Genomic DNA, 17,330 nt, shown 5'->3' with positions numbered 1-17,330 from the left:
ACGCGGCCAGATGGGACGACCCGGTGTGGATAACTCTCGACATCCATCGAACATATGTGCTAAGATCGAGCATCGGCTCGACTCACCGGGGGGTGAATGACGATGGCGGCGCAGCCCGTGCAGCAGGACCCGCACGACGGGTCGCAGGACAGCTCGCGGTGGCTGTCGACGGCCGCCACGGATGAGCTGCTCGCGACGGCAGAGCCGGGCCTCCAGGGAACCGCGGGCCTGTCCCCCGATGCCTGCCTCGACGGGATCGAGGCGCTCCAGGTGCTGGCGGGACGGCTCGAGCAAGCGAGGATCCACCTGACCGCGCAGCTCGCGGCCAGGACGGGCGAGGAGCTGCTGGCCCGCTCTGACGTGGCGGACCCCGAGGAGCTCTCGACCACCGCGCGGGACCGCTGGCGGGCTCGGACCAAGTCCGTCACCGCCCTCGAGGTGGCGACGTTGACCGGTCTGGGCCGGGGGCGGGCGCGCCAGCTCGTGGCCCTGGTGCTCGCGCCGCGCGCCGTCTCCGCACCCGTGCGGGAGGGGCTGCGGCGGGGAGTCGCCAGCTGGTCCCAGATCGAGCACTTCTGGCGGCTGTCCGCCGGACTGCCCCACGAGCACGCCGCGGACGTGGCCCGGTCCCTGTTCTCCACCAGCGCGGAGGCCGACCAGGTCTGCCTTGAGCGACTGGACAGCGGCGGTGGCGTCGCTGATCGGCCCTGGGGCGCCAAGCAGTTCGTGCAGGCGCTGCAGCGGGAGGTCACCCGGGCGAGGTCGCGTGACCCGGAGGCCGAGGCGCAGGCCCGGGCCGACCGGCACCGGGGCAGGACGGCCTTCGGGATCGTCGACGACGACGGCACCGGACAGGTCGTGCTCACCGGGGATGCGGCCTCGACGACCGCCTGCCTGGACCGGCTGCACCAGATGGCCCACCGTGCCCGCGCGGCCGGGGACCCGCGCACCGAGGCCCAGCTCCGCTCCGACCTCGGCCGCGCCCTGCTCCTGCACGGCACCCTCCCCTTAGGGCACACCGATGACCGCCCGTCGGACGCCGCCATTCACCACGCAGCGATGTCCGACGGCGGCCGCAGCGAGGTCGACCTCGCCCACCTGCTGACCCCGGACGACGTCGCAGACCTCGCGCGGGTGATCTCCGGCAGCCCCACGTACCAGCTCCAGGTCGTCGTGCCCTGGGACAGCCTCGCTGGCGGGACATCTCCCCCGCAGGACGACCAGCACCGCGCGACCGGGTCGACCCCGGGCGTCGGACGGGTGATCGGCAGGTCCTCCTGCTTCGTCCCGTCCGAGGAGATCGCCCGGATGGTGGGCTCGGCCGGCACGACGCTCCACCGGCTCCTCGTCGACCCGGCGGACGGGCGCTGCGTCGAACGCTCGATCGCCCGCTACAAGCCGGACGCGGCGATGCGCCGTCAGGTCGCCGCCGCCGACCTGGTGTCCCGCGCACCCGACGGCACCCTCCCGTCGGGTGACGGCCAGCTGGACCACGTCACGGAGCACCGCCTCGGCGGCCCGACCAGCGAGCCCAACCTGCAGTCCCTCGACACCGTCTTCCACGCCATGAAGACCCAGAAGTTCTGGGCCGCGCAGATCGACGAGACGCGGACGGTCACCTGGACCTCTTTCTTCGACCGGCTCTACCGCACGAGATCACACGACTACCGCCAGTACCTCAGCGGTCGCAGCCCCCGCCCTCGGCCCTCGGACGACACCGGCTCAGCAGAGCGGCCGCCGCCAGCCTCGCCCGACACCTCGACACCCCTGTCCGCGCAGGCCCAGCGCCACCTCGCCTCGGTGCTGGTCTACGCCGCGCTGTGCCACCGCAAGGCCGGCGGGCCGCTCGAGGCGGCCGACGACGACCCGGGTGGCGACGACCCGGGTGGCGACACCCTGGGTGGCGACGACAGGAGCACCGAGGCCTTCCGCGCCGTGTGGGTCCGGCATACCCGGGCCCGGGACGGCCGCAGGGTCACCGGGCCGCACCCGAGCACGCCCGACCCGGACACCCTGCTGGGCACGGAGCCACGCGCGATCCTGCGGGCCGAGCACTGGACCGACGCGTTCACGCCCGACGCCGGGGAGAGCGCACTGCGGGCGGACGAAGCCGGAACGGCTCAGGACGACGGACCGCCACCGTTCTGAGCGCCTCCCGCCGCAGGGACGCTCAGCTGTAGACGTGCGGGGCGAGGGTGCCGATGACGCGCAGGTTGCGGTACTTCTCGTCGTAGTCCAGGCCATAACCGACGACGAAGGCCTCGGGGATGTCGAAGCCGACGTAGCGGGTGTCGATCTCGACCTTGGCCGCGGTGGGCTTGCGCAGCAGCGTGCAGATCTGCAGGCTCGCGGGGCCGCGCGAGAGCAGGTTGGTGCGGATCCACGACAGCGTCAGGCCGGAGTCGATGATGTCCTCGACGATGAGGACGTGCCGACCGGTGATGTCGGTGTCGAGGTCCTTGAGGATGCGCACGACGCCACTGCTCTTCGTGCCCGACCCGTAGCTCGAGACAGCCATCCAGTCCATCTCCGCCGAGCCCGGCAGCGCGCGCATGAAGTCGGCCATCACCATGATGGCACCCTTGAGCACACCGACGAGGAGCACGTCCTTGTCGTGGTAGTCGGCCCAGACCTCCTCCGCCAGCTCGGCCAGCCGGCCCTGGATGTCCTCCTCGGTGTACAGCACGTCAGCCAGGTCATCACCCATGTGCTCGGCGTCCACGCAGCTCGCTCCTCAGGTCCGTGGCGGCTCCGCGCCCACCGGGACCTGGTGGCGCGCTCTCGTCCAGCCTCATTCAACTACGTCCTCCCGCGCAACCACACACCGTCCTTCCCGCGGCCGGCCCGGACGCCGCCGGGCAGGTGCAGCGGGCCCTGGCCGTGCCAGTCGGTGACCAGGGCGTCGACGGCGAGCAGGTGCTCACTGGTGAGGTCGGTGCCGGAGCTGCCCGCCTCCCGCGCGCAGCGCCGGTAGAGCCGCGTCCGCACCGCGGGCTCCAGGGCGGCCAGCCCCGCGACCGGCCAGGGCGGCGCACCCAGGCTCCGGTATGCCTCCTCCGCGGCGGCGTCGAGCGCGTCGGCGTCGTCCCGGAGCAGGTCGGCGGAGCGGGCGAGGTTCGTCGCGAGACCCGGCCCGAGCTCGTCCTCGAGCAGCCGAAGGGCGCGGCGGGCGCGGACCCGGGCGTAGTCGTCGACCTCGTTGTGCGGGTCGCTCCAGGGGTCGAGCCCCAGCTCGGTGCAGACCCGCTCCGTCTGGTCCCGGGTGATCCCCCCATCGGGCCCGGCGCGGCGGCTGCGCCGGCCACCGAGGAAGGGACGGCCCAGGAGGATCTCCGTGCCGCCGAAGGACCGGGCCGCCGGCATCCCCGCCAGCGACCGTGCACCGGACCCGCGCGCGAGCCCCAGAAGCACCTGCTCGGCCTGGTCGTCCCGCGTGTGCCCGGTGAGCACGGCCGACGCGCCGAGGCGCTGCGCCGCGGCGAAGAGGACGGCATACCTCTCGGCCCGTGCCTGCCCCTCCGGACCGGCCGGGCCGGCCGGGACGTGCACCCGCCCGACCTCCACCGGGGACCCGGGAGGCAGCAGCGCTCGGCACTGCTCGGCGGCGCGCGCCGCGATCGTCGCAGACCCGCCCTGCAGCCCGTGGTCCACGATCACGGCCCCGACACGCAACCCCGCCCGCAGCGCCACGAAGCCGGTGGCCGCCGTGAGAGCGAGCGAGTCAGCGCCCCCGGAGCAGGCGACCAGCACGAGGGAGTCCGGTGTCGGCCCGGCGTCCTCCAGCCAGCGCCGCACCGCGAGACGGGCCGCGGCCACGGCCGGGGGCGGACCGGGCATACCGAAGCGGCGCTCAGCCGTGGACGCGCGCGACCCACGCCTGTGGATCGGCGATCTCGGTCGGGCGCGGCAGCGTGTCGGGCGAGGTCCAGACGCGGTTGAAGCCCTCGACCCCCACCTGGTCCATGACCCCGCGCACGAAGACGGCGCCATCCTTGTACTGCCGCATCTTGGCCTCCATGCCGAGGAGCCGTCGCAGCAGCTTGTCGACGTTGCCGGCTCCCTTGCGGCGCTGGGTGAACCGTCGCCGGATCTCGGCGACCGTCGGGATCACGCTGGGCCCGACCTCGTCCATGACGACGTCCGCGTGCCCCTCCAGCAGCGACATCACCGCCGTGACCTCGGCCAGCTTCTCCCGCTGCTCCGGGGTCGCCACCACCTGCGTGATGTCCTCCTCGCCCCGCAGGACACCAGGGAGCGCCGCCGCGATCTCGCGCAGCCGCTGGCCCAGGTGGTCCGGCTCGGGCATGATCCGGGTCCCCATGCTCCGGGCCCGCTCGATGAGGTGCTCGCGCAGCCACGGCACCGCGGTGAACTGCACCCGGTGCGTCTCCTCGTGGACGGCGACCCACAGGCGGAGTCGCCCGGGTCCACCTCGAGCTCGCGCTCGGCGGCCAGCACGTTGGGCGCGACGAACATGAGGGCGGGAGCGCCCTGCGGTGCCAGGTCGTACTGACCCAGCACCTTGGTCGAGATCCAGGAGAGCAGACCCGCGACCTCGGTGCCGGTCACCTTGGAGGAGATCGCCTGCGACGTGGCGCCGATCTCGGGCAGCTCGCGGCCCGCCCGCTCGGCGCGGGCACGGTCGGCGGTGCGCTTCCTGGCCACGACCTCGTCGAGCACCGGCTCGAGCATCGCCCCCATGGAGGCGCAGTTCGCGCGGATCCAGCCGGCCCGGTCCACGACCAGCGCCTCGGGGGTCCCCGGCGGCGTCGACAGCTGCGCGGTCTGCGCCACCGGCTCCACCGCGCGGGCGGCTGCGGACCGCAGCTCGGCCACCAGGTCGGCGACCTCACGCCGACTCGCCCTGGGTCCGGCCGGGGCGATCCGGGTCGCGGCCGCAGCGGCGAAGTCCCAGTCGACCAGGGCGCTGCCGCGGACGTCGTCGACGGGCTCCTGGGTGCGGTCGGCCGCGGGCTCGAGGTGGTCGCTCATGAGGCGACGGTATGCCGTGCCGCACCCGCCCGGCGAGCCGGGCCGCCCCCGTTCGTCGTGGTGGCCCAGCCTCCCGTCACTCGGCCTGGCACCCGCACCGGGCCAGCTCGGCCACCACCTCGTCGAGCACCGACGCCGCCTCGATGGCGGCGGTGCCCTCGTCCAGGTCGTCGGCGGTGAGGGCATACACCAGGAGCCGGCCGTCTCGGCTCACGACAGTGCCGGCCAGCGAGCTCACGCCGGGCAGGGTGCCGGTCTTGGCGCGCGCCGTGCCGACGGCGGGGTCGTGCCGGTCGAGGTGGAAGCGGGTCGCGAGCGTGCCGGTGTAGCCGGCGATCGGCAGCCCACCCGCGGCCAGGACGTCCTGCAACGCGGGGTGGGAGCCGTCGGCCCCGGCGACGAGGACGTCGGCGACGACGCCGACCGGGATCTGGGTCCCGTCCGACAGCCCGCTCGCGTCGGCGATCCGCACCCCGTCCAGCTCCAGCCCGTAGTCCTCGCTCACGGCCTGCCGGATCCACGCCGTGACGGCCTCCTGCTCTGCGCTGCCACCGTCGGCGACCGCCGCCTGCCGGGCGAGCTGCTCCACCATCGCGTTGTCGCTCGTGGCCAGCGCGAGCGCGAGCACGTCGCGTGCCGCCGCCGACTCGACGCTGGCCAGCTCGGTGGCGTCCTCGACAGCCTCGACCTCCTGCGCCTGCGCATCCTCGTCCCCGGCGCCGACGACCTCGATCCCCTCCTTCGCCAACGCCTCGCGGAACACCCGGGCGACCTCCTGCTCGGGGGAGGCGGGCGAGGGGTTGAAAGGCAGCGCCCGGTCCCCCGACCGGCCCAGCTGGACGATGCGCCCGCTCCAGCCCTCCCGGATCCAGTGCTCGGACCACGTCGGCATCGCGTGCGGGCCGGCGACGTAGGACAGGTCGAGCCGGACCCGGACGGTGCCCTCGGGACCGCCGTCCTCCTGCAGCGCCGCCGCGGTCTGCGCCGCGAGGTCGCCGATGCCGGCGTGACCGGCCACGGCCTCGGGGTTCCCCGCGCCGTCGGCGAGCAGCATGTCGCCACCGGCGACGACGACCACCTCGTCCGGCTCGGCCCCGGCGACGACCCGCGTCGTGAAGGTGTGCTCGCCGTCCAGGCCGGTGACGATCGCAGCGGCGGACAGCAGCTTGGTGGTGGAGGCGGGAGTCACCAACCGGTCCGCGTTGCGGTCCGCCAGCGACTCACCGGTGAGCGCGTCCCGGATCGCGACGGCGCGCCGGTTGGTGCCCCCGAGCCAGGTGCTGCCCAGCTCGTCGCCGATCCGCAGCGACACCGTCGCCCGGTCCGGCACCGGCGCCGCGGACACCGCGGCGACGGGGCTGGCCGCAGCCGCGACCTGCGGACGGACCTCCGCCGGGCCGGCGGGCGCGTCGGAGGTGCTGCTCGCGTCGTCCGCGGTGGGGGCACCCGTCGTGCTGGTGGCCTCGTCCGCCGTCTCGGAGGTCCCTGCGACCGAGGGCGTCGCCGCTCCCGCGAGCAGCGCGACCACCGCGGTCGCCGCGAGGGCGTACCGTGGGGCTCGCCGGGGAGCGGGGCGCGGGTGCATCACAGGCGTGCTCGACCTCCGTCGTCGTGACCCTCCGGGATGAGGGACACTTGAGCCCGAGCCTATGCCGTCCCCGAGCCAGAGAGAGCAGCAGATGCAGTTCGACGTGACGATCGAGATCCCGCAGGGCAGCCGCAACAAGTACGAGGTCGACCACGAGACCGGCCGCATCCGGCTGGACCGCATGCTCTTCACGGCGACGCGTTACCCGGCGGACTACGGCTACATCGAGGAGACCCTCGGCGAGGACGGCGACCCCCTGGACGCCCTGGTGCTGCTGGACGAGCCGACCTGGCCGGGCTGCCTGGTGCTCGCCCGACCCATCGGCATGTTCCACATGCGCGACGAGGCCGGCGGTGACGACAAGATCATCTGCGTGCCGGCCGAGGACCCGCGCAAGCTGGGCATCCAGACCCTGGACGACATCGGCACCCACACCCGGCTGGAGATCCAGCACTTCTTCGAGGTCTACAAGGACCTCGAGCCCGGCAAGTCGGTCGAGGGGGCCCACTGGGCCGGCCGCGAGGAGGCCCAGACCTGCGTGGAGGAGGCCCGTAGGCGCGCGCAGGAGCACGGCGTCTCCACCGCACGCTGGCCGATGCCGAAGCACTGAGCGGCTCGTCCTGCGGTCGGTTCCTGTCGACCGCGTGAGGGAACCGACCGGAGGGTATGCCGTCGTAGCGGTGTGCGGGGACCCGACCCCCGCCGCCGCCGCGCTAGGCTGGACTGCGCAGGGCCACTGGCCGAGGTGGTGACGACGGGCGCGGATCGCCGCGCCAGACCCAAGGGGAGATGACATGACGACCGTGACCGAGACGAACGGCGACGACGTGACCGAGGGGGGCCGCAAGACGCCGTGGCTGCTCATCGGTGGCGGTGTCGCCGCTGCCGCGCTGCTGGGGGTGGCACCGCCTTCGCCCTGATGATGAACGGCGGCGGCGACCGCCCGGACAGCGTCCTGCCGGGCGAGGTGGCGGCATACGCCCAGATCGACCTCGACCCTCCGCCGGCCAGAAGGTCGCCGCGGTGCGCTTCTTCCAGGGTCTGGACAGCGACCTCGAGCAGCGCTTCTCCGACGGTGAGTGGCGCGAGTGGGTGTGGGAGCAGATCGAGGCGGAGGGCGACGTGCCCGAGGGCGTCTCCTTCGAGGAGGACATCGAGCCCTGGCTCGGCGACCGTGCCGGTGTCGCGATGCTGCCCTCCGGCGCGGACGAGGAGCCGGCCGTCGCGGTCGCGCTCCAGGTCAAGGACGGCGAGGCCGCCATGGCCTTCCTCGACGAGCAGATGGCTGACCAGTCCGACGAGGTGGGCTACTACCTCGAAGGCGACTACGTCGTCTTCAGCGAGGCCGCCACGCTCGACGCCGTGCGCTCGGCCGCCGAGGCGGGCACGCTGTCGGACAACGAGAACTTCACCTCCGACATGGACGACCTGGGCGAGGCGGGCGTCGTGGCGATGTGGGCCGACATGGCCCAGCTCGACGACATCGACCCCAGCGCTTTCGACCCGAGCCTGGAGATGACCGAGGAGCAGCTCGGGATGGGCGGCGAGCAGCCCGAGATCACCGGCCGGGTGGCCGCGACCGTGCGCCTCACGCCGGACGCCATCGAGATGCACGGTGTCAGCCGCGACGTCGCCGGCATGGAGGTGCCGGCGGGCGGTGGCGACCCCCTCGTCACCCAGCTCCCCGCGGACACCGCGGTGGCGCTCTCCATGGAGAACGGTCGCGAGACGGTCCAGGCCATGTGGGACTACTACTCGCAGGACTACGCGGAGGAGCTCCAGGAGGCGGCGGACGCCGCCGAGGCCGAGGGGTTCGCGCTGCCGGACGACCTCAAGGTCGCGCTCGGCGACTCCATGACGCTGGCCGTCGGTCCGGACATCGTGGGTGCCGTCACCGGCATGTCGCAGACCGACCCGGGCGTCCCGGAGCTGCCGGTCGCCTACCGGGTGACGACGGACACCGAGCGGGCGCAGGAGCTGCTCGACGAGAACGGTCTCGGCGCGGGCATGCTCGTGAGCCGCGACGACGACGGGACGCTGACGCTGGGCACCGACCGGGCGTACGTCGACGCCGTGGCCGAGGGCGAGGGCGACACCCTGGGCGACAGCGACCTGTTCACCCGGGCGGTGGCCGACGCCTCCGAGGCGCAGTCGACGTTCTTCCTGGACGTGTCGCCGTTCGAGCAGTTCTACCTTCCGCAGGTCACCGACGAGAAGGCGCGTACCGCCCTGGAGAAGCTGGCGGGGGTCGGCGCGTCCAGCGTCGTCGAGGAGGGTGGCGACGGCCACTTCACCATGCGGATCGTGGCCGACGAGCAGGAGTGAGGCTCCCCGCGGCGATCCGATGAGGATCGCGCCGCACCAGCACGGCACGTGGCCCCCGGCACCCCGCCGGGGGCCACGGCGTGTGTGGCCCGGCTACCGGCGGTTTGGGTGGGCCACCGTCGTTCGGTATCCTCGTCGGGTTGCCCAGGACGGGTCACGTGCCGCCTTAGCTCAGTCGGCCAGAGCGATTCACTCGTAATGAATAGGTCGGGGGTTCGATTCCCCCAGGCGGCTCCAGCAGACGACAGGACGCCCCCGCAACTGCGGGGGCGTCCTACGTTGCGGCGAGGGGTGGGCCGACCGCTTCACAGACTCAGCAGGTCGTGCCCTCGGCGGGCACCGTGCCCTCCAGCAGGTAGGCGTCGACCGCATCGTCGATGCAGTCGTTGGAGCGCCCGTAGGCAGTGTGCCCGTCACCGTCGTAGGTCAGCAGCACTCCGGAGTCGAGCGTCTGCGCCAGTCCCTCGGCCCACTCGTACGGCGTCGCGGGGTCACGGGTGGTGCCGATGACCAGGATCGGGTCCGCGCCCTGCGCCGAGTAGTCCTCGATCGTCTCGGCGGCCTCCGCCGGCCAGCTGCCGCAGGCGCCGTCCCCGGCGAGATAGCGACCCCACGTGGGTGACACCTCCTCGAACTCCTGCTCCACCGCCGCCGAGTCGAGGTCCTCCTCCTCGGCCTCAGCGGGACGGTCTAGGCAGTTCACGGCATAGATCGACTGCATCCCGATGCCGTCGTAGCTGCCGTCGCTGCTCCGGCTGGCGTAGAGGTTCGCGAGGTACATGAGCATGGTCCCGTCCCCCGCGAAGGCCTGCTCGAAGGCCTGCGAGAGGACGCCCCACGCGTTCTCGTCGTACATCGCGACGATGATGCCGTACATCCCCCAGCCCTCGGTGAGCTCCTCCGCGGCGTCACCCTGGACCGGGAGCGGCGCAGCGTCGAGCTCGTCGAGGAAGGCTGGTATGCGGGCCATCGCGGACTCCACGTCGGACCCCAGCGGGCACTCACCCCCGGCGACGCAGTCCTCGACGTAGGCGCGGGTCGCTCGCTCGAAGCCCTCGGCCTGCCCCAGCCCCATCTCCAGCCCAGTGAGGTCGGGTTCGATCGCCCCGTCCAGCACCATCCGCCCGGCACGGTCGGGGAAGAGCGCGGCATACGTGGTGCCGAGGAAGGTGCCGTAGGACGCGCCGAAGTAGGTGATCTGCTCGTCGCCGAGAGCGGCCCGGAGCACGTCCATGTCGCGCGCGGCCTCGACCGTCGAGACGTGGCCGACGAGGTCCGGGGCGCGCTCCCCGCAGGCCTGGGCGAAGTCCTCCATCAGCTGCTCGGAGGCCTCCTCCTCGGCCGCGTCGTCAGGAGAGGGGTCGGAGGAGAGGAACTCGTCCATCTGCTCGTCCTCGAAGCAGGTGATCGGCGCCGATCGCGCGACCCCGCGCGGGTCGAACCCGACGACGTCGTAGGCCTCCCGCACCTCCCCGCTGATCGTCATGCCGGAGAGCATGGCGTAGTCGACACCGGAGCCACCGGGACCGCCGGGGTTGACCACGAGCGATCCTCTCGCGTCCCCGGAGGCCGTCGAGCGCAGCAGCGCCAGGTCGATGGTCGCGCCGTCCGGCTCCTGGTAGTCCATGGGGACGGTCAGCGAGGCGCACTCGAAGTCGCCCTCGCAGCTGCTCCACTCCAGCTGCTGGGAGTAGAACTCCTCGAGCCCCTCCGGTGCGCCGTCGGCCAGCGGGGTCGACGTGGTGGTGGAGGCCGACGACCCCTCGTCCGAGCTCGCGCCCGCGCTGTCCTGCTCCGGCTCCTGGGTCCCGGGCTCACCGGGCGTGCAGGCCACCAGCAGCGACAGCGCGCTGATCCCGGCGACCCACCTGGCCGTCCTCGACGTCCGCACCTGCGATCCCATCCCTTCCCTCGTCCTCTCACCCCCGGGGCAGGAGCAAGCCAATCATCATCGCCTCCAGGACCAGCAACGGCGCGCCGTTGGCGATGAGCCGCTGCCGCGCCTCGCCGATGGTCTCCAGGGCACCCAGCAGCTGCTCGGCGGTGAAAGAACGTGCGAGCGTCGCGATCTGCTCCGGCTCGCTGGCGTTGACCAGGTCGACCGACGCCCCGGTGGAGACGAGCAGCGCGTCCCGGTAGACCGAGGCGAGGTCGGTCAGGGCAGCATCGATGCTGTCGTGCTGCTGCCGCTTGGCCTCGGCCTTGAGCCGGTCGTCCAGCCGCCTCAGGTGGGCCCGGACCGACGGCGGCTGGGTCCGTGCCGACGGGTCGGCGCCGAGCTGGGTCAGCAACTCTTGCCGCTGCTCCTCGGCATGGTCGGCCGACGTGGCCTTGGCGCCCTCCCCGGCCTCGTCGACCAGGTCCTGCGCCGACCGCAGCGCGTCGCCGAGGGAGGTGAGCGTCACCGGGATCGAGGTGATCTCGCGGCGACGCGCCCGTGCGTGCTCGTCGATCGCGAGACGCTTCGCGATGCCGATGTGGCTCTGACCGGCCCTGGCGGCGTAGTGCGCCATCGAGGGGTCGATGCCGTCGCGCTCGATGAGCAGGTCGGCGACGGCGGCGGTCGGCGGTGTCCCCAGCCGCACGTGCCGGCAGCGTGACCGGATCGTGACGAGGACGTCCTCGAGGGAGGGGGCGCAGAGCATCCACACCGTCCGCGCGGTGGGTTCCTCCAGCGACTTGAGCAGCGTGTTGGCGGAGAAGTCGTTGAGCCGGTCGGCGTCCTCGACGATGACGACCCGCCAGCGCCCCAGGCTCGGCCGGGCCTGCGCCTCCAGCACCAGCTCGCGGGCCTCGTCGACCTTGATGAACGTCTGGTCGGTGTCGACGATCCGGACGTCTGGATGGCTGCCACCCATGACCAGCCGGCACGGCTGGCACTCCCCGCAGCCGACCGCCTCCGGTGCGGCCGTCGCCCGCTCGCACTGCAGCGCGGCGGCGAAGGTCCGCGCCGCCACCGACCGCCCGGATCCCGGTGGCCCCGTGAAGAGCCAGGCGTGCGTCATCGCGGCCGGGTCGGACGAGGCGTGCCGCAGGGTGTCCACCACGCGCTGCTGGCCGACCAGCTGGTCGAAGACGCTCACGCCCGCCCCACCAACCCGGCGACCCGCTCCCGGACCGCGGCCTGGATGTCGTCGCGGTCCTGCTCCCCGTCGAGCACGAGGTAACGGCCGGGGGCCTCGGCGGCCAGGTCCAGGAAGCCCTGGCGCACCCGGTCGTGGAAGTCGTCGTCCTCCCGCTCGACCCGGTCGTGCACCTGTCCGCGCCGGCGGCGGCCCTGCTCGGCGCTGACGTCGAGCAGGACGGTCAGGTCGGGCAGCAGCCGCTCGACCGCCCACAGCGAGAGCTCGCGGACCTCCTCGTGCCCCAGGGCGCGCGCCGCGCCCTGGTAGGCCACGGAGGAGTCGAGGTAGCGGTCGGTGATGACGACCTCACCCGCCTCCAGCGCCGGCCGCACCACGGTGGCCACGTGGTGGGCCCGGTCGGCGGCGAAGAGGAGGGCCTCGGCGCGCGGGGTGACCGAACCGTCCTCCCCGTGCAGCACCAGCTCGCGCAGGGAGCGCCCGAGCGCAGTCCCCCCGGGCTCGCGGGTGCGGAGCACGGTATGCCCCTGCTCGCGCAGCCAGCCGGCCAGCGCGTCGGCCTGGGTCGACTTGCCCGCACCGTCACCCCCCTCGACCGCCACGAAGAGCCCCGGCCGACGTCCGCGTCGCGCGTCAGGGCTCGGCTGGTCGGTCACGTGGGAAGCCTACGGGACGGGTATGACGCTCCCTCCCGCCATCCACAGCGCCCGCCTCACCCGTCGGTCAGGGCGCGTCGCCCGTCGCGGTGCCGTCGTCAGCCGGGGCAGGAACCTCGGTCACCGTGGCCTCGTCGGCGCCCGGGGTCGCCGTCTGCTCGCTGTCGTCGGCGACCGTCCCGCCGCCGTCGTCCCCAAGCACTGCCCCGAGAACCGTGAAAGCACCGACGACGAGGACCATGCCGGCAACCCCGAGGACGACCGTTCCCCGAGCGCGCGTCAGCTTGTCTGCGATGACCGAGACGGCTTTGACCGCCTCCGAGACACTCTGCGCCACAAGGTTCCGCTCTCCCGTCCCTGGTGCCTCAGGTGGGGACTCCGCAACCACCTGGCGCTGGGTGACTGCCCTCGCTTCGATGACCGCGAGCACTGCGGTCGCGATGAACACGAGGCTTGCCAACCACAGTGACATCAGGACTACCACGAGGGTCGCTCGCTGAGCGAAAGAGCCGTCGACCCACTGCTCGTCCGCCAGCACGACGCTGCTTGTCGCGAGATCGATCTTCCATGCCGTGCGCCAGAAGAAGAGCGTCGAGACGAGACCAGCCGCCGCACCACGGCGCAAGCAGCCCCAGCGACGTCACCGCTCCACTCCCCTGGGATGACGAGCACCTTCGACGTGTCCTCAGACATGGCACCTCCGGGTCACGGGTCGGGGCGTCCGAAAGCCCCAGTGTCCACCCGGCAGCCCCTCACCCACAAGGGTGAGAGGCCACCGGGTCGCCCGTCTTCGGCCTCGCTCGGTCTCAGCCCCGCGCGGCGTTGGCGACGGCGGCGTCCCGGACGAACTGCGCGCAGGCCCGGGGCGATGTCCTCGTAGGTCTTCGTGAACCTCGGGTCGTCGACGTACATCTGCGCGATGCTCGCGTGCATACCGCGCGGGCAGTCGTAGAACCACCGGCAGATCTGCTGTCGCGCCTCCTCGGCGGCGTCCATGGCCGCCTCGGAGTCTGCGGGCTCGCCGCCCTCGAGCAGCTCGACGAAGCGGGCGTTGACCTGGTCCTGCTCGACCTTGATCTGCTCCCACTGCTCCTTGGTGTAGCTCTTGGTCCGCCGGCTCGACTGCTTCCAGGCGTCGGTGTCACCCCAGCGCTGCTCGGCCTCGGCCTGGTAGTCGTCGAAGTTGTCGGTGAAGTTGTCACCGAAGATCTCTCGTTGCTCCTCGCGGGTGATCTGGTAGCCGCTCATCTCACTCTCCATCGCTGCGTCGATCGACCGCACGAGCTCGGTGAGCTCGCCGATCCGGTCCGTGATCGCCGACCGCTGCCGCCGAAGGTGCTCCAGGACGTCCGCGTCCTGCTCCAGCAGGGCCGCGACCTCCTCGAGCCCGAAGCCGAGCCGTCGGTAGACGACGACGTGCTGCAGCCGCGTCAGGTCCTCCACGGTATAGAGGCGGTAGCCGGCGAAGCTGCGCTCGCTGGGGACGACGAGACCGATCTCGTCGTAGTGGTGCAGCGTGCGCACGCTCACGCCGACCTCCTCGGCCACCTGGCCGACGGTCAGCAGCTGCAGGTCCGTCATCTCGATCACGCTCCCGAGCCTGGGGCCTCACGGTGCGTGAGGGTCAAGCCCGTTCCGGGACGGGGACCTCCTCGGCGGTCATCGTGCCCCGCCCGTGGAGAGACTCGAAGATCAGCGAGGTCTCCGCGTGGAGGACGCCGGGGCGGTTGGTGAGGTGGTCGAGCACGAAGTCGCGCAGGGCGTCCGCGCTCGGCACCGCGACGTGGACGTAGTAGTCGATCGCGCCGGAGACGTGGTATGCGCCGAGCACGCCCGGCAGCTCGGGCACCTCCCGGGTGAACTCCTCGAAGTTCGCCCGGCGGTGGCCGCCGAAGCGGATCGCGATCATCGCCTCCACGGGTCGCCCCACGGCGACTGGGTCGATGTCGGCGTGGATCCCCCGGACGACGCCCCGCTCCCGCAGCGAGCGCACCCGCACCAGGCAGGTGGACTCGGCGATGCCGACCTCGCGGGCGAGCGTGGCGTTGGACATCCTCCCGTCCACCTCCAGGAGGCGGACGAGGGCGAGGTCGGTGTCGTCGAGCGGCTTGTCGTCACGAGGATTCTTCGGCACGCAGCACAGTATGCCTGCCCGCGCCGCAGATGGCGCAGCCCGGCCGTGCAGGGGTGGGCAGCGGCCGGGCCGCGGTCCGAGGGGAGGTCACTCCAGCGTGCGCAGCTCCTCGAGGACGGTGTCGGCCACGGCCATCTCCCCGCCGAGGACGCTGATGAGGCCGGGCTGGAGGCGTTCCAGCGCGGTCCACGTCGCCGGGGGCACCGAGCCCTGCCGCACGAGCAGCAGGGGGGCGTCCTGGGCGCCCGCGGCCGCCGCACCCGCGAGCGCGTCCGGCCATTCCTGGCCGCTGGCGACGTAGACCTCCGCCGCAGTCGGGTAGTCCTGCGCGATGAGGGCGGCCGTGCCGAAGCGGTCACCACCCGACACCCGATCCACCTCGCCGAACTCCTCGAGCGCCGTCTCGACGCCGTCCTCGATCACGCCAGTCCCCCCGAGCACGACGATCTGCTCGACCCCGAGGTCGACCAGCGCCTGCTCGGTGCTGCCCGGCACCGAGTCCGGCCGCACGAGCAGGACCGGCGCTTCCACGGCACCCGCCCGCGCCGCACCGGCGAGCGCGTCGGGGAAGTTGCGGCCGGTGGCCACGTAGGCCGTCTCCGCCGAGCCGAACTCCGCCGCGACCAGCGCCGCCGTGGCATACCGGTCCCGTCCGGCGAGCCGTCGCGCCGGGGCGTCGGCCGCCTCGGCCGCCGCCTCCACCACGGCGTCCTCGACCGCACCGTCGCCGCCGAGCACGACCAGCTCACCGGGGTCCAGCCGCTCCAGCTCGGCCGCGGTCACGGCGGGCAGGCCGTCGGACTTGGTCAGCAGGACCGGCACCTGCGTGCTGCCGGCCAGGGCGGCCCCGGCCAGGGCGTCCGGGTAGTCGGCACCCGTGGCCAGGAAGACCGCACCCACGCCGGGGTCGTAGGCGTGCGACAGCTCGACGGCGGTGCCGTAGCGGTCCTCACCGGCCACCCTGACCACCTCGGGACCGATCGGACCCGGGTCGGTGTCGCAGTCCTCGTGCAGCAGCGCGAAGTCCTGCTCCACCACCTCACCGCGGAGGGGCTCCACGAGCTCGGACTCGGGCAGGTGCTCCACCGCCGAGGCGATGAGCTCCAGCTCGCCGACCCGGGTGTCGATCCAGCGGGCATACCGTCCCTCGTCGTCGGTGACCCAGCGCCACCTCGGGCCCTCGCCCCGCGTCGGTGAGGCGTCGACGGTCGCGCCGGCCAGCGGGTCGGTGGTGCCGGCGCAGTCGTCCCCGGCCACCAGCCCGGTGAGCTTGCCCCACGTGGCCGGCGGGAGCACGGTCATCTCGACCTCGGTGGTCGGCGCCGTGCCCGGCATACCGCCCTCCGCCGAGACCCCGGCGGTGTAGAGCCCGGGCTGCGCCACCTCACCCGTGGTCGTGACCTGCACGGTGGCCGACTCGCCGGCCGCCAGGGACAGCTCGGTCTCGCTGAGGGAGAGCCACGGCACGTCCACCGGGCCGTCGCCGCACAGGTCGTAGCCGGGCAGCAGCTCGACGACGTCGCTGAACCCTGCCTCGCTCTGACCTCCGACCATGACGAAGCCGCACGCCCCGGCCCCGCGGAAGGCGGGGTTGTTGGGGTTCGGCAGGTCGGCCCAGTCGTCCGCCGCCGCGTCGTAGGAGAAGGCGTCGTTGCTGATCGCGCCCTGCTGGAGCCCACCGGTGACGATCAGCTGGTCGTCGGCCCCGGCGTAGGCCGAGCCCCAGGCGTCCACCGGCGCGTCGGCGACCTGCGTCCAGGCGTCCGCCACCGGGTCGTAGGCATACGTCTCGGTGGTGGACTGGCCGCCGTCGCCGATCCCGCCGGCGCAGACCACCCGTCCGTCGAGGCCGGCGCAGGACGGGAAGGCCACCGGGCGGGGGTAGTCCGCCAGGGCGGTCCAGGTGTCCGTGGCCGGGTCGTAGGCCGCCGTGCTGGCGGTCGTCGGGTCGCAGTCGCCGGTGGTGCACCCGCCGACGGAGTAGAGCATCCCGTCGAGCGTGGCCTGGCCGGCCCAGGCGACCGCGACGGGGGCGTCCGCGACCTGGGTCCAGGCGTCGTCCTCGGGCGCGTAGACGTAGGCCTCGCTGCGGGTGTTCCCCACGTCGTCCCAGCCGCCGGCCGCGACGATCCGGCCGTCCACCACCCCGGCCGTCGGAGCCATGAGGGGCAGCGGTAGGTCGGCGCCCGCCGTCCACTCCATCGTGGCCGCGTCGTAGCGGTAGTGGGCGGTCGTGGGCTCGGTGCCGTCGAAGCCGCCGAAGCTGTGCCAGGCCCCGTCGACCTCGACGACCCGGTTGTCCACGATCGTCGCGGGGACGGGCGCGAGCTCGGTCCACGGCACCTCGTGCGGCCGCATGACCGGCTCACCGGCCGGCGCGTCGTCGGCCGTGAGGTATGCCCCGACCCGCGGCTCGACGTCCACGGTCCGCGTGGGCGCACCCGCCGCCGCGTCCTCGCCGGTCGCGGCGACCCGCCGGCCGTCGGCGCGGAGCAGCGTGGCGTCACCGCGCACCTCCTCCAGCGTGACCTCGGCCGGGCCGGTGCCGGAGT

At 73.1% G+C, this 17,330-nt stretch carries 14 protein-coding genes, 1 tRNA gene and 1 pseudogene; 5 read left to right on the top strand and 11 right to left on the bottom strand.

The window, feature by feature from the left end; translation table 11 throughout:
• The first annotated feature begins 102 nt into the window (after positions 1–102).
• Positions 103–2,148 (top strand): hypothetical protein, encoded by a 2,046-nt coding sequence (locus tag FU792_RS02090; protein WP_028131100.1) that lies wholly within the window; start codon positions 103–105, stop codon positions 2,146–2,148.
• Positions 2,149–2,170: 22 nt separating this feature from the next.
• Here FU792_RS02090 and hpt read toward each other — a convergent pair whose 3' ends face one another.
• The 4 genes and pseudogenes from hpt to FU792_RS02070 form a co-directional block, all read right to left on the bottom strand.
• Positions 2,171–2,722, bottom strand: coding sequence for a hypoxanthine phosphoribosyltransferase (gene hpt, locus FU792_RS02085; RefSeq protein WP_022925462.1), 552 nt, complete (start codon positions 2,720–2,722; stop codon positions 2,171–2,173).
• A gap of 77 nt (positions 2,723–2,799) precedes the next feature.
• Positions 2,800–3,837: a tRNA lysidine(34) synthetase TilS gene (gene tilS / locus FU792_RS02080; protein WP_022925461.1), complete on the bottom strand. Its 1,038-nt coding sequence runs from the start codon at positions 3,835–3,837 to the stop codon at positions 2,800–2,802.
• 13 nt (positions 3,838–3,850) lie between these two features.
• Positions 3,851–4,992: pseudogene (locus FU792_RS02075) on the bottom strand (zinc-dependent metalloprotease).
• Positions 4,993–5,068: 76 nt separating this feature from the next.
• Positions 5,069–6,577, bottom strand: coding sequence for a D-alanyl-D-alanine carboxypeptidase/D-alanyl-D-alanine-endopeptidase (locus FU792_RS02070; protein WP_033418949.1), 1,509 nt, complete (start codon positions 6,575–6,577; stop codon positions 5,069–5,071).
• Positions 6,578–6,671: 94 nt separating this feature from the next.
• On the opposite strand from FU792_RS02070, the gene FU792_RS02065 reads away from it, so the two are divergent.
• The 4 genes from FU792_RS02065 (at position 6,672) to FU792_RS02055 (ending at position 9,142) form a co-directional block, all read left to right on the top strand.
• Positions 6,672–7,190, top strand: a complete 519-nt coding sequence (locus FU792_RS02065) for an inorganic diphosphatase (RefSeq protein ID WP_028131098.1) — start codon at positions 6,672–6,674, stop codon at positions 7,188–7,190.
• A 184-nt stretch (positions 7,191–7,374) separates the two neighbouring features.
• A complete protein-coding gene (locus tag FU792_RS18315) occupies positions 7,375–7,500 on the top strand; it encodes a hypothetical protein (RefSeq protein WP_275100734.1) in 126 nt (41 codons plus the stop codon).
• A 103-nt stretch (positions 7,501–7,603) separates the two neighbouring features.
• Positions 7,604–8,905, top strand: coding sequence for a DUF3352 domain-containing protein (locus FU792_RS02060; protein ID WP_161600183.1), 1,302 nt, complete (start codon positions 7,604–7,606; stop codon positions 8,903–8,905).
• A gap of 160 nt (positions 8,906–9,065) precedes the next feature.
• Positions 9,066–9,142 (top strand) — tRNA-Thr (locus tag FU792_RS02055).
• 76 nt (positions 9,143–9,218) lie between these two features.
• Here FU792_RS02055 and FU792_RS02050 read toward each other — a convergent pair.
• From FU792_RS02050 to FU792_RS02020, 7 genes are all read right to left on the bottom strand, one after another.
• The gene (locus tag FU792_RS02050; RefSeq protein WP_149814509.1) at positions 9,219–10,808 is read right to left on the bottom strand and encodes an alpha/beta hydrolase; all 1,590 of its coding nucleotides are present in this window, start codon (positions 10,806–10,808) and stop codon (positions 9,219–9,221) included.
• A 16-nt stretch (positions 10,809–10,824) separates the two neighbouring features.
• Entirely contained in the window at positions 10,825–11,988 is a 1,164-nt protein-coding gene (locus tag FU792_RS02045) for a DNA polymerase III subunit delta' (RefSeq protein WP_022925455.1), read from the bottom strand.
• Positions 11,985–12,644, bottom strand: coding sequence for a dTMP kinase (gene tmk / locus FU792_RS02040; protein ID WP_022925454.1), 660 nt, complete (start codon positions 12,642–12,644; stop codon positions 11,985–11,987). The genes FU792_RS02045 and tmk overlap by 4 nt, the downstream gene beginning before the upstream one ends.
• Positions 12,645–12,711: 67 nt before the next feature.
• Positions 12,712–13,182, bottom strand: coding sequence for a hypothetical protein (locus tag FU792_RS02035; protein WP_022925453.1), 471 nt, complete (start codon positions 13,180–13,182; stop codon positions 12,712–12,714).
• 167 nt (positions 13,183–13,349) lie between these two features.
• A complete protein-coding gene (locus tag FU792_RS02030) occupies positions 13,350–14,225 on the bottom strand; it encodes a MerR family transcriptional regulator (protein ID WP_338101199.1) in 876 nt (291 codons plus the stop codon).
• A 43-nt stretch (positions 14,226–14,268) separates the two neighbouring features.
• The gene (locus FU792_RS02025; protein ID WP_022925451.1) at positions 14,269–14,778 is read right to left on the bottom strand and encodes an Lrp/AsnC family transcriptional regulator; all 510 of its coding nucleotides are present in this window, start codon (positions 14,776–14,778) and stop codon (positions 14,269–14,271) included.
• An 87-nt stretch (positions 14,779–14,865) separates the two neighbouring features.
• Positions 14,866–17,292 carry a cell wall-binding repeat-containing protein gene (locus FU792_RS02020; RefSeq protein WP_149814508.1) on the bottom strand — a complete coding sequence of 809 codons (2,427 nt, stop codon included), beginning with the start codon at positions 17,290–17,292 and terminating at the stop codon, positions 14,866–14,868.
• Positions 17,293–17,330 lie beyond the last annotated feature (38 nt).

It is taken from the genome of Serinicoccus marinus DSM 15273, from assembly GCF_008386315.1.
Lineage (GTDB): Bacteria > Actinomycetota > Actinomycetes > Actinomycetales > Dermatophilaceae > Ornithinicoccus > Ornithinicoccus marinus.
This window is presented reverse-complemented; position numbering and strand designations above follow the sequence as displayed.